At 63.8% G+C, this 11896-nt stretch carries 11 protein-coding genes; 7 read left to right on the forward strand and 4 right to left on the reverse strand.

Features of this window, described 5'->3' with window-relative positions; genetic code table 11:
• Nucleotides 1-4: 4 nt before the first annotated feature.
• The gene (locus tag M2D63_RS23895; RefSeq protein WP_285865536.1) at nt 5-1717 is read right to left on the reverse strand and encodes an amidase; all 1713 of its coding nucleotides are present in this window, start codon (nt 1715-1717) and stop codon (nt 5-7) included.
• Between the two features lie 241 nt (nt 1718-1958).
• Between M2D63_RS23895 and M2D63_RS23900 the strand changes: the two genes are divergently transcribed.
• Nucleotides 1959-2324, forward strand: a complete 366-nt coding sequence (locus M2D63_RS23900; RefSeq protein WP_285865537.1) for a glyoxalase superfamily protein — start codon at nt 1959-1961, stop codon at nt 2322-2324.
• Between the two features lie 172 nt (nt 2325-2496).
• Here M2D63_RS23900 and M2D63_RS23905 read toward each other — a convergent pair whose 3' ends face one another.
• Nucleotides 2497-2973: an Lrp/AsnC family transcriptional regulator gene (locus M2D63_RS23905; RefSeq protein WP_285865547.1), complete on the reverse strand. Its 477-nt coding sequence runs from the start codon at nt 2971-2973 to the stop codon at nt 2497-2499.
• A gap of 143 nt (nt 2974-3116) precedes the next feature.
• Here M2D63_RS23905 and M2D63_RS23910 point away from each other — a divergent pair, with 143 nt between their 5' ends.
• The 4 genes from M2D63_RS23910 to M2D63_RS23925 all read left to right on the forward strand — a co-directional run bounded on the left by M2D63_RS23910 (nt 3117) and on the right by M2D63_RS23925 (nt 7148).
• Nucleotides 3117-3752, forward strand: a complete 636-nt coding sequence (locus tag M2D63_RS23910; RefSeq protein WP_285865538.1) for a LysE family translocator — start codon at nt 3117-3119, stop codon at nt 3750-3752.
• 133 nt (nt 3753-3885) lie between these two features.
• On the forward strand, nt 3886-4905 hold the full coding sequence (locus M2D63_RS23915; RefSeq protein ID WP_285865539.1) for a branched-chain amino acid aminotransferase: 1020 nt from the start codon (nt 3886-3888) through the stop codon (nt 4903-4905).
• Between the two features lie 196 nt (nt 4906-5101).
• Nucleotides 5102-5782, forward strand: coding sequence for a response regulator transcription factor (locus M2D63_RS23920; protein ID WP_285865540.1), 681 nt, complete (start codon nt 5102-5104; stop codon nt 5780-5782).
• Entirely contained in the window at nt 5760-7148 is a 1389-nt protein-coding gene (locus M2D63_RS23925) for a HAMP domain-containing sensor histidine kinase (RefSeq protein ID WP_285865541.1), read from the forward strand. Before M2D63_RS23920 ends, M2D63_RS23925 begins: the two co-directional genes overlap by 23 nt.
• Before the next feature lie 120 nt (nt 7149-7268).
• Here the strand turns inward: M2D63_RS23925 and cysS are convergent, their stop codons facing one another.
• Together cysS and M2D63_RS23935 are read right to left on the reverse strand one after the other, a co-directional pair.
• A complete protein-coding gene (gene cysS, locus M2D63_RS23930) occupies nt 7269-8651 on the reverse strand; it encodes a cysteine--tRNA ligase (protein WP_285865542.1) in 1383 nt (460 codons plus the stop codon).
• Between the two features lie 9 nt (nt 8652-8660).
• Complete coding sequence (locus M2D63_RS23935; RefSeq protein ID WP_285865543.1) at nt 8661-10364, reverse strand: glutamine--tRNA ligase/YqeY domain fusion protein; 1704 nt, start codon at nt 10362-10364, stop codon at nt 8661-8663.
• A 235-nt stretch (nt 10365-10599) separates the two neighbouring features.
• Between M2D63_RS23935 and M2D63_RS23940 the strand changes: the two genes are divergently transcribed.
• Both M2D63_RS23940 and M2D63_RS23945 read left to right on the forward strand, forming a co-directional pair.
• A complete protein-coding gene (locus tag M2D63_RS23940; protein WP_285865544.1) occupies nt 10600-11100 on the forward strand; it encodes a peptidylprolyl isomerase in 501 nt (166 codons plus the stop codon).
• The gene (locus M2D63_RS23945) at nt 11097-11819 is read left to right on the forward strand and encodes a UDP-2,3-diacylglucosamine diphosphatase (protein ID WP_285865545.1); all 723 of its coding nucleotides are present in this window, start codon (nt 11097-11099) and stop codon (nt 11817-11819) included. The genes M2D63_RS23940 and M2D63_RS23945 overlap by 4 nt, the downstream gene beginning before the upstream one ends.
• The last annotated feature ends 77 nt before the right edge of the window (nt 11820-11896 follow it).

The raw sequence follows: 11896 nt of genomic DNA on the forward strand, positions 1-11896 counted from the left end.
GCACTTAGTGGCCTGCCTTCAATGGCGGTGTACGCGGCGGGATCATCCGCTTGCTGCCGGTCGATTCGAACGCTGCGGCAAAGCGCAGCAACGCCGAGTCGTCATAGGCACGGCCAGCGAAGGTCAGACCGACCGGCATGCCGATGTCGGCCATCACGCCCATGGGCACTGTCACGGTCGGCACGCCCAAGTGGCGGATGGCGAGGTTGCCGTTGGCGACCCAGATACCATTGCTCCAGGCGATATCCGCCGACGCCGGGTTGACGTCGGCGTCGGCCGGGGCGACGTCGGCGACGGTGGGGAACAGCACGGCATCGAGTTGCAGGCGGTCCATCCAGTCTTCGAGGTCGATCTTGCGGGTTTGCTCAAGGCCGCGCAGGCCATCGGGCACGGTGCTGATCTGGTCCCAGGGGGTGATGCCGCGTTCGGCCATCTTCACGTACTCGTCCATGCCCGCGGCCAGGTCGCCTTCGCGGTTGGGCAGCGTGCCCGGATCGTGGGGGAAGATCTGCGGGCCGTCGACATCGACCAGGCGGTGCAACTTCGGATCACCGTTGGCCTGGAGGAAGTCATCGAAGGCCCAGGCAGTCAGGTCCCACAGTTCGTGGTGGAGGAAGTCCTTGGACACCAGGCCGCGGTTGAACACGGTCGGCGCGCCCGGGCGATCGCCCTCGCAGTTGGACACCAGCGGGAAGTCGACGTCGATCACTTCGGCGCCCGCCGCTTGCAGCGCCTTGCGTGCCTGCTCCCAGAGGTCGATCACCGAGGCGCGGGTGTTGATGCGCTGGCCGGTCGGACCGCCGATGCCCGGGGCTTCGCTGGTGCCGGCTTCAGGATCGGCATTGATGTACATGCGCGGAATGCCGAAGCGCTTGCCCGCCAGGGAGTCGGCTTTGACCGCCAGCTCCAGGTAGGAGGCCGGACGCACCGATTCGACACTCGGGATCGGCACCCAGGACTGCAGGCGCCAGAGATCGCCACGGGTGTCGGGGTCGGTGGCGACCACCACATCGAGCACTTCGAGCAGGTCGGCCATGGTCCGGGCGAACGGCACCACCACGTCCATGGTCGGCGTCAGCGGCCAGTTGCCACGCACCGAGATCACCCCGCGCGAAGGCGTGTAGGCGCACAGGCCATTATTGGACGCCGGGCCACGGCCGCTCGACCAGGTTTCTTCGGCCAGGCCAAAGGCCGAAAAGCTGGCCGCTGTGGCCGTGCCGGCACCGTTGGAGGAGCCCGAGGCGAATGGCGCGGTCAGGTACTCGGCGTTGTACGGGCTCTCGGCCCGGCCATAGACGCCACGCTGCATGCCGCCATTGGCCATCGGCGGCATGTTGGTCTTGCCCAGGCAGATGGCACCGGCGGCGCGCAACCGCTCGATGGTGAAAGCGTCGCGGTAGGCCACCAGCTCGGCAAAGGCCGGGCTGCCGGAGGCGGCGGTCAGGCCCTTGACCAGGTAGCTGTCCTTGGCGGTGTAAGGGATGCCGTCAAGCGGGCCCAGGACCTTGCCTGCGGCCCGACGGGCATCGGAGGCGCGGGCTTCTTCGAGCGCCTCGGGGTTGCGCACTACCACGGCGTTGAGGGCGGTGGCGGTATCGGCGCCGTCGTAGGCGTCGATGCGCGCAAGGTAGGCGTTGACCAGCTCGACCGCTGTGGTGGCCCCGGATTCGAGCGCGGCACGCAGCTCGGCAATGGAAACCTCGGTAACTTCGATCATGCTGTTGGCACCGGTTGTTGTTGGTTGTTGCGGTTGTTCATATCGGATCTCGTGTACTGCTGTGAGGCGACAAGGCTCACGCATTGGGCACAATGCTCCCTTGCCTGCGGTTTGAAAGCAACAGAGGCGCGGGTTCGAGGTGTTGCGATCGCGGGGCAAGCCCGCTCCCACAGAGGTCGCGTAAACAAGAATTGTTTATGCTGAGGGTCATTCCAGTCCGTCACCTGAAGTGAGTATCGCCATGCAGCTAGCCCCCGCCATCCCGGTCCTGCGCATCTTTTCAGTGGAAAAGGCCAAGGAGTTCTACCTGGACTTCCTCGGTTTCACCCTCGACTGGGAACACCGTTTCGAGCCCGCCCTACCGCTGTACGCACAGATCCACCGCGACGGCCTGATCCTGCACCTGAGCGAGCACCATGGCGATGCCACGCCGGGCTCGACGGTGTTTGCCCGGGTCGAGGACATCAAAGCGCTGCAGCGTGAGTTGGTAGACAAAAACTATGGGTATTCCCGCCCGTCGGCGGTGAATGTGGGCTGGGGCCTGCAGATGGAGATTGCCGATCCGTTCGGCAACCGCCTGCGCTTCTGCCAGCAGATCGAAGACTGAGCCCTGAAATGACAAGGCCCCGTCCATTGCGACAGGGCCTTGATTTACTTGCTGCCTGTTAATGAGGCTCTCGTACCTGCGTCGCGATTGGCGGTGGTAACGGTACGGTCCGAGGTCAGCAAGCAAAACGTATTGAGATCATGGTGCGCCTGCTTTACAGGTCTGTCCAGCATTAACTCGCCCCAAGATGCCCCAAGGGCAAAGGCCCATGGGGCTTGACCGTCTGGATGGCGAAGTTGCTGCGGATATCGCTGACACCCGGCAGCTTGAGCAGGGTATCGATCAGGAAGCGCTCATAGCTGCGCAGGTCCGGCACCACCACCTGCAACAGGAAATCCGACTCGCCCGACACCAGGTGCGCGGCAATCACTTGCGGCAAGGCCAGTACCGCCTGCTGGAACGCCTGGGCCGCCGGTTCATGGTGGCGCTCGACCTTGACCCCGACGAACACCGTCAGCCCCAGCCCCACTTCATCGCGATCCAGCTGGGCGGCGTAGCCCTTGATCAGGCCTGCCTCTTCCAGCAGGCGTACCCGCCGCAGGCATGGCGAAGGTGACAGGCCGATCAGTTCGGCCAGTTCGACGTTGCTCAGGCGCGCGTTGCGCTGCAGGGCATCGAGAATCTTGCGGTCAAAAGCGTCCAGGGTGATTTTTGGCATGATCTTAATATTCCATTATTGACCTTGGCATTTTATATCAATCTGACCCGGTAAAGACGCAACAATCGCAAGCACCTGCCAGCCCCTTCGGACTTAGAATTTTCTCCAGCCCGTTCATCACCGGAGAGTGCCAGATGACTCAATACAGCCTGTTTTGCGCCGCCCTGCTGGTGGTCTACCTGGTGCCCGGGCCCGATATGTTCCTGCTGCTCAACACCGGCGCCAGCCAAGGCCGTCGCCAGGCCCTGGTGACCGCCCTGGGCCTGGCCCTGGCGCGCGCCGCCCATGTCACCCTGGCAGCCCTGGGCCTGGCCGCCCTGCTGCGCATGCACCCCTGGGCATTCGAGGTGCTCAGTGTCGCCGGGGGCCTTTACCTGGCCTGGATGGGCTGGCAACTGTTGTGCGCGCCGGTCGGGCCGCTGCCGGGCGGCAGCGGCGTCGCACGCCAGCGCGGGCACTGGGCGACGGCACTGAAGAAGGGGCTGCTGACCAACCTGCTCAATCCCAAGGCATTGTTGTTCTGCTCGGTACTGCTGCCACAGTTCGTCAGCCAGGAGGCCGGATCGATCGGCCAGCAGTTTGCCATTCTCGGCGCCGTGCTGGTGATCACCGGGCTGGTCTTCGACAGCTTCTACGCCTTGAGCGGCGACCGCCTGGGTCGCTGGCTGGCGCAAAGCCCGTGGAAACAGAAATTGCAGAATCGCCTGTTCGGCACCCTGCTGATCGGCTTCGGTGCGCGACTGATTCTGCTGCGCGAGCTGTCTAATTGAAGATTTTCACCTGCGACCAAGGTCCAATCTATGACTGGGCGTTCCCGATCCGCACGGGATGTATTATCGTGGCTGCGTGCGCAATAAAAGACGCCTGAGCGATCAGGCAAATGCAAATCGATTCGAGGGTGCCATGAGTAACGAAAGCATTAACTGGGACAAGCTGGGCTTCGACTACATCAAGACCGACAAGCGCTACCTGTCCGTATGGCGCAACGGCGAGTGGGACAAGGGCACCCTGACCGAAGACAACGTGCTGCACATCAGTGAAGGCTCCACCGCCCTGCACTATGGCCAGCAGTGCTTCGAGGGCCTGAAGGCCTACCGCTGCAAGGACGGCTCGATCAACCTGTTCCGCCCTGACCAGAACGCCGCCCGCATGCAGCGCAGCTGCGCCCGCCTGCTGATGCCGCAAGTGCCGACCGATGTGTTCATCGAGGCCTGCAAGCAAGTGGTCAAGGCCAACGAGCGCTTCGTACCGCCGCACGGCAAGGGTGCCCTGTACCTGCGTCCGTTCGTGATCGGCACCGGTGACAACATCGGCGTGCGCACCGCCCCCGAGTTCATCTTCTCGATCTTCGCCATTCCGGTCGGCTCGTACTTCAAGGGCGGCATGAAGCCGCACAACTTCCAGATCTCCAGCTTCGACCGTGCTGCCCCGCAAGGCACCGGTGCGGCCAAGGTCGGTGGCAACTACGCCGCCAGCCTGCAGCCGGGCGCCGAGGCCAAGAAAGCCCACTTCGCCGATGCCATCTACCTGGACCCGCTGACCCACACCAAGATCGAGGAAGTCGGTTCGGCCAACTTCTTCGGCATCACCGCCAACAACGAGTTCGTGACGCCGAAATCGGCCTCCGTGCTGCCGGGCATCACCCGCCTGTCGCTGATGGAACTGGCGCAATCGCGCCTGGGCCTGACCGTGATCGAGGGCGACGTCGAGATCAACAAGCTCGACCGCTTCATCGAAGCCGGCGCCTGCGGTACCGCGGCGGTGATCACCCCGATCGGCGGCATCGAATACAACGGCAAGCTGCACGTGTTCCACGACCTGGAAAAGGTCGGCCCGGTTACCCAGAAGCTCTACAACGAGCTGACCGGTATCCAGAGCGGTGACGTCGAAGCGCCTGCTGGCTGGATCTTCAAGGTCGCCTGACCTGCAGCACCCTGGGCCGCCTTGCGGCCCATCGCCGGCTACGCCGACTCCCACAACGGCAATTCTCCTGTGGGAGCCGGCGTAGCCGGCGATGGCCTGCAAAGCAGGCCCCCTCCCCTAGATGAATTATTCTTTAACCCGGGCACCGCCTATTCTTTGGCACAATCAGGTCTTCACTCGCCGCCCAGGTACTAGCATGCCCCGCGTACTGACCATCGAAGACGACGCCGTCACCGGCCAGGAAATCGTCGCCGAACTCACCAGCCACGGCCTGGACGTGGATTGGGCCAACAATGGCCGCGAAGGCCTGGCCAAGGCCATTGCCGGCGGCTACGACCTGATCACCCTGGACCGCATGCTGCCCGAGGTCGATGGCCTGACCATCGTCACCACCTTGCGCAGCCTGAAGATCGCCACCCCGATCCTGATGATCAGCGCCCTGTCCGATGTCGACGAACGGGTACGCGGCCTGCGCGCCGGTGGCGACGACTACCTGACCAAGCCGTTCGCCTCCGACGAGATGGCCGCCCGCGTCGAAGTGCTGCTGCGGCGCAACAGCGTGCCCCTGGCGCAGACGCGCCTGCAGGTCGCCGACCTTGAGCTGGACCTGATCAGCCACGAAGCCCGCCGCGGCGAGCACACCCTCAACCTGCTGCCCACCGAGTACAAGCTGCTTGAATTCCTCATGCGCCACGCAGGCCAGGTGATCACCCGGATGATGATCTTCGAGGAAGTCTGGGGCTATCACTTCGACCCCGGTACCAACCTGATCGATGTGCACATCGGGCGCTTGCGCAAGAAGATCGACGCCGCTGGCCAGACTCCGCTGATTCGGACCGTGCGGGGCTCGGGCTATGCCATTGCCGAACCCGTCTAAGGGCTGGAGTTCGTCAACCAGCCGCCTGCTGGCGCTGTACAGTTTCCTGTTCGTGGCCTGGAGCAGCATCCTCATGGGGGTGCTGTACTTCGAGGTCTCGGGCTACCTCAACAAGCTCACCCGCCACTCGCTGCTGCAGCGCCAGCACCTGTTCGGGCACATGAGCGGCAAGCAGCTGGACGATGCCCTGATCGCCAGCCAAGCCTTCGAAGAACGCAGTTTCGATGCCTACGGCCTGTTCGATGCACAGTTCAACCCCCTGGGCGGACAAATCCGCCAGTTGCCGGCCGATCTCGGCCTGGACGGCAAGATCCACGAACTGGGGCGCTGCCTGGACGCCGACGACCCGCACCTGCCGCGCGACAGCTGCGACGCCGTGGCAATCAAGGTCCGCGACGGCCGCTGGCTGGTGCTGGTGCGCGACAACGGCTCGCTGTTCGTGGTCACCCGGATCATCCTCCACGCCCTGCTCTGGGGCCTGTCGCTGACCATCATCCCCGGCATCGCCGGCTGGTACCTGCTGCGAAGGCGGCCGATCAAGCGCATCCGCGCCATCCAGGCCACCGCCGAGCAGATCGTCGCCGGCGACCTGACCCGGCGCCTGCCGTTGTCCCAGCGCCGCGACGAACTGGACATGCTTGCCGCCATCGTCAACGCCATGCTCGACCGTATCGAGCGCCTGATGCACGAGGTCAAGGGCGTCTGCGACAACATCGCCCATGACCTGCGCACCCCGCTGACCCGCCTGCGCGCCCAGCTCTACCGGATTCGCCAGCAGGCCGGCGATGACTCGCCCCAGGCCGAGGCGCTGGAGCAGGCCATTGGCGAGACCGACACCCTGATGGCGCGCTTTCGCGGCTTGCTGCGCATCAGCGAGCTGGAAGACCGCCAGCGTCGCGCCGGCTTTGTCGAACTCGATCCGCGCGCACTGTTGCTGGAGATGCACGACTTCTACCTGCCGCTGGCCGAGGATGGCGAAATTCGCCTGAGCCTAGAGGTGCCAGCACAACTGCCCGCCCTCAATGGCGACCGTGAGCTGCTGTTCGAAGCCCTGTCCAATCTGCTGGGCAATGCCATCAAGTTCACCCCGGCCGGTGGCCAGGTGCGGGTGCGCGCCAGCAGCGACGACGGTGAGGTGTGTATCGAGGTGGAAGACAGCGGGCCGGGCATTCCCGAAGACGAGCGTGGTGCGGTACTCAAGCGTTTCTATCGCAGCGAGGAAGGTCACCGCCACTCGGGGTTCGGGCTGGGGTTGTCGATCGTTGCGGCGATCGTCGACCTGCATGGCTTCAAGCTTGAGGTGGGGGGGAGTGACTTGGGTGGGGCGAGGCTGGTGCTGCATTGTCGCACCGGGGTAGTCGGTTAGGGCCTCATCGCAGGCTCCGCCAGCTCCCACAGGGCTGGGTGAGCTGCCCCCAAAGTTTGACCTTTGGGGTGCAGTTCAAGGTGTGGGAGCTGGCGGAGCCTGCGATCAGGTCAACATCGATCAGTCAGCCAGACGCCAGGTCGTGCCGCCCTTGCCGTCTTCCAGCACCACGCCCATGGCGGTGATCTGGTCGCGGATTCGGTCGGACTCGGCCCAGTTCTTGTCGGCACGCGCCTGCAGGCGCGCCTGGATCAATGCTTCGACCTCGGCCGCGTCGACCTTGCCTTCGGCACCGGCACGCAGGAAGTCATCGGCGTCCAGTTGCAGCACGCCGAGCAGGTCGCCCAGCTCACGCAGACGACCGGCAAGGCCGGCGGCGGTCTCAGGGTCGCTGTCGCGCAGGCGGTTGATCTCGCGCACCAGGTCGAACAGCACGGCGCAGGCTTCGGGGGTGCCGAAGTCGTCGTTCATCGCCAGGCTGAAACGGTCGACGTACTCGTCGCCACCCTTGGCCGCGACCCGCGGCAAGCCGCGCAGGGCGTGGTAGAAGCGCTCCAGGGCACCCTTGGACTCGCGCAGGCTGTCTTCGGAGTAGTTGATCGAGCTGCGGTAGTGGCTCGACACCAGCAGGTAGCGGACCACCTCCGGGTGATACTTGTCGAGCACGTCGCGAATGGTGAAGAAGTTGTTCAGGGACTTGGACATCTTCTCGCCATTGATGCGGATCATGCCGCAGTGCATCCACGACTTGGCGTACGGCTTGCCGGTGGCCGCCTCGCTCTGGGCGATCTCGTTCTCGTGGTGCGGGAACTCCAGGTCGTTGCCGCCGCCGTGGATGTCGAAGCTTTCGCCCAGGCAGCAGGTGGACATCACCGAGCACTCGATGTGCCAGCCCGGACGCCCCGGGCCCCACGGCGATTCCCAGCTCGGCTCGCCCGGCTTGACGCCCTTCCACAGGACGAAATCGAGCGGATCCTGCTTGGCTTCGTCGACCTCGATCCGCGCACCGATGCGCAGGTCTTCGATCTTCTTGCGCGACAGCTTGCCGTAGCCGACGAACTTGCCGACCCGGTAGTACACGTCGCCATTGCCCGGCGCGTAGGCATAACCCTTGTCGATCAGGGTCTGGATCATCGCGTGCATGCCAGGGATATGGTCGGTGGCACGCGGCTCCTGGTCCGGCGGCAGGATGTTCAGGCGGCGCTCGTCCTCGTGCATCGCGTCGATCATGCGGGCGGTCAGCGCGTCGAACGACTCGCCGTTTTCATTGGCCCGGTTGATGATCTTGTCATCGATGTCGGTGATGTTGCGCACGTAGGTCAGGTCGTAGCCGCTATAACGCAGCCAGCGGGTGACCAGGTCGAAGGCGACCATGCTGCGGCCGTGGCCCAGGTGGCAGAAGTCGTACACGGTCATGCCGCACACGTACATGCGCACCTTGTTGCCTTCCAGCGGCTTGAATACTTCCTTGGTCTTGCTAAGCGTGTTGTAGATGGTAAGCACGAGCGTTCCTCAGCTGCCCCACGAATCGCGCAGGGTCACGGTCCGGTTGAATACCGGGCGACCCGGCTGGGAGTCTTTCAGGTCGGCGCAGAAGTAGCCTTCGCGTTCGAACTGGAAGCGGTCTTCGGGTTGGGCCTGGCCCAGCGAAGGTTCCGCACGACAACCGGTGAGCACCTGCAGCGAATCGGGATTGATGTTGTCGAGGAAGCTGCCGCCGTCTTCGGTCTTCTCGGGGTTGGCCGAGCGGAACAGGCGGTCGTACAGGCGCACTTCGCACTCCACGCTGTCTTGCGCCGGCACCCAGTGGATCACGCCCTTGACCTTGCGACCCTCGGGGTTCTTGCCCAGGGTGTCGGGGTCATAGGAGCAACGCAGTTCGACGATGTTGCCGTCGGCGTCCTTGATGGCCTCGTCGGCACGGATCACGTAGCTGCCGCGCAGGCGCACCTCGCCGTTGGGCTCCAGGCGCTTGTAGCCCTTTGGCGGCTCTTCCATGAAGTCGTCACGGTCGATGTACAGCTCGCGGGCGAACGGCAGCACGCGCACGCCCATGTCTTCCTTGGGGTGACGCGGCAGTTCGAGGTTCTCGACCTGGCCTTCAGGGTAGTTGGTGATGACCACCTTCAGCGGACGCAGCACGCACATGGCGCGCGGTGCGTGGCGATCGAGGTCGTCACGGATGCTGAACTCGAGCATGTTCATGTCGACCACGCCGTCGGAACGGTTGGTGCCGATCATTTCGCAGAAATTGCGGATCGAGGCCGGGGTGTAGCCACGGCGACGGAAGCCCGACAGGGTCGACATGCGCGGGTCGTCCCAGCCGCTGACGTGCTGCTCGTCCACCAGTTGCTTGAGCTTGCGCTTGCTGGTGATGGTGTAGTTCAGGTTCAGGCGGCTGAACTCGTACTGGCGCGGCTTGGCCGGCACCGGCAGGTTGTCCAGGAACCACTCGTACAGCGGACGATGGCCTTCGAACTCCAGGGTGCAGATGGAGTGGGTGATGCCTTCGATGGCGTCCGACTGACCGTGGGTGAAGTCATAGTTGGGGTAGATGCACCATTTGTCGCCGGTCTGGTGGTGGTGGGCGTGGCGGATGCGGTAGAGGATCGGGTCGCGCATATTCATGTTCGGCGACGCCATGTCGATCCTGGCGCGCAGCACGCGCTCGCCGTCCTTGAACTCGCCGGCCTTCATGCGTGCGAACAGGTCCAGGTTGTCCTCGACGCTGCGCTCGCGGAACGGGCTGTTCTTGCCCGGCTCGGTCAGGCTGCCACGGTATTCCTTGGCCTGCTCCGGGGTCAGGTCGCAGACATAGGCCTTGCCCGACTTGATCAGGTCGACGGCCCAGGCGTGCAGCTGGTCGAAGTACTCGGAGGCGTAGCGCACCGGGCCGGTCCACTGGAAGCCCAGCCACTGCACGTCGCTCTGGATGGCGTCGATGTACTCCTGGTCCTCTTTGGCCGGGTTAGTGTCATCGAAACGCAGGTGACAGGCTCCACCGAACTCCTCGGCCAGGCCGAAGTTCACGCAGATCGACTTGGCATGGCCGATGTGCAGGTAACCGTTGGGCTCTGGTGGAAAACGGGTGACGATGCTGCTGTGCTTGCCCGCGTCGAGGTCGGCCTGCACGATGGTGCGCAGGAAGTTCGCAGGGACGACGGGAGCGCCTTTGGCAGCGGCGTTGGGAGCGGTGTCGGCAGTGGGCTTGCTCATAGGTTCCTTGAATACCGGTACACGGCCTGGGTAGGCCGACTGAATCAAAGCGCTTATCATAGCCGAAGCGGTCGAGCTGCCGACAGCGTCGGGCCGACAAACTGGCGCGATATTCGCTGGTCAAAGCAAAAAAACTGCCGCGAGCCACGTATCCCCGGTTGTAGACTGTGCGTCAGGTTTGTATCGCGATCCTGCGCGACCCTATTCCGAATGCCTTGAAAGAGCGAATTCCAGCATGTCCAAAGTCAAACTGAGCACCAACCACGGCGACATCATCCTGCAACTGGACGGCGAAAAAGCGCCGAAAACCGTTGAAAACTTCGTTCAGTACGTCAAGGAAGGTCACTACGACAACACCGTGTTCCACCGTGTGATCAAGGGCTTCATGATCCAGGGCGGCGGCTTCGAGCCAGGCATGAGCCAGAAGAAAACCCGCGCCAGCATCCAGAACGAAGCCGACAACGGCCTGAAGAACGCCAAGTACAGCATCGCCATGGCCCGTACCATGGAGCCGCATTCGGCTTCCGCCCAGTTCTTCATCAACGCCAGCAACAACGACTTCCTCAACCACAGCGGCAAGAACGTCCAGGGCTGGGGCTACGCGGTGTTCGGTGAAGTGATCGAAGGCCAGGACGTGGTTGACAAGATCGAAGGCGTCAGCACCGGTTCCAAGGCCGGCCACCAGGACGTGCCGAAGGACGACGTGATCATCGAGAAAGCCGAGATCATTGAGTGATACTGCTGATCTCCGATCTGCACCTGCAAGAAGAACGCCCGGACATTACCCGGGCGTTTCTTGATCTGCTCGATGGCCGCGCCCGGCACGCCCAGGCGCTGTACATCCTCGGCGACTTCTTCGAAGCCTGGATCGGCGACGATGCCATGACGCCCTTCCAGACCGGCATCTGCCAGGCCCTGCGCGCCTTGAGCGACAGCGGCACGCAGGTGTTCCTGATGCACGGCAACCGCGACTTCCTGATCGGCGAGGCGTTCTGCAAGGCGGCCGGCGTCACCCTGCTGGCCGACCCCAGCGTGGTGCGCATGGGTGGCGAATCGGTGTTGCTGATGCATGGCGACAGCCTGTGCACGCTGGACATCGGCTACATGAAGATGCGTCGTTACCTGCGCAATCCAGTGAGCTTGTGGATCCTGCGCCATCTTCCGCTGGGCACGCGGCAGAAGCTGGCGCGCAAGCTGCGCAGCGAAAGCCGGGCGCAGACGCGGATGAAAGCCAACGACATCATCGACGTGACCCCGGACGAAGTGCCGCGGATCATGGCCGAATATGGCGTGCACACCCTGGTGCACGGGCATACCCATCGACCGGCGATTCACAAGCTGGTGGTCGAGGGCCAACCGGCGCGGCGTATCGTGCTGGGGGACTGGGACCGCCAGGGTTGGGCGCTGGAAGTGGATGAGCAAGGGTTTCAACTGCAACCCTTTGCTTTTCCTTGAGATCTGATCGCGGGGCAAGCCCGCTCCTACTGTATGAGCGGGCTTGCCCCGCGATCGCATAGTGCCCCCCCCAAGCA

The sequence above is a fragment of the Pseudomonas sp. BJa5 genome (assembly GCF_030272875.2).
Lineage (GTDB): Bacteria > Pseudomonadota > Gammaproteobacteria > Pseudomonadales > Pseudomonadaceae > Aquipseudomonas.

Excerpts from the sequence above, each read along its gene's own strand:
- M2D63_RS23895 (WP_285865536.1), bottom strand. The coding sequence starts at position 1,717 with ATGATCGAAGTTACCGAGGTTTCCATTGCCGAGCTGCGTGCCGCGCTC.
- M2D63_RS23900 (WP_285865537.1), top strand. The coding sequence starts at position 1,959 with ATGCAGCTAGCCCCCGCCATCCCGGTCCTGCGCATCTTTTCAGTGGAA.
- M2D63_RS23910 (WP_285865538.1), top strand. The coding sequence starts at position 3,117 with ATGACTCAATACAGCCTGTTTTGCGCCGCCCTGCTGGTGGTCTACCTG.
- M2D63_RS23915 (WP_285865539.1), top strand. The coding sequence starts at position 3,886 with ATGAGTAACGAAAGCATTAACTGGGACAAGCTGGGCTTCGACTACATC.
- M2D63_RS23920 (WP_285865540.1), top strand. The coding sequence starts at position 5,102 with ATGCCCCGCGTACTGACCATCGAAGACGACGCCGTCACCGGCCAGGAA.
- M2D63_RS23925 (WP_285865541.1), top strand. The coding sequence starts at position 5,760 with ATGCCATTGCCGAACCCGTCTAAGGGCTGGAGTTCGTCAACCAGCCGC.
- M2D63_RS23935 (WP_285865543.1), bottom strand. The coding sequence starts at position 10,364 with ATGAGCAAGCCCACTGCCGACACCGCTCCCAACGCCGCTGCCAAAGGC.
- M2D63_RS23940 (WP_285865544.1), top strand. The coding sequence starts at position 10,600 with ATGTCCAAAGTCAAACTGAGCACCAACCACGGCGACATCATCCTGCAA.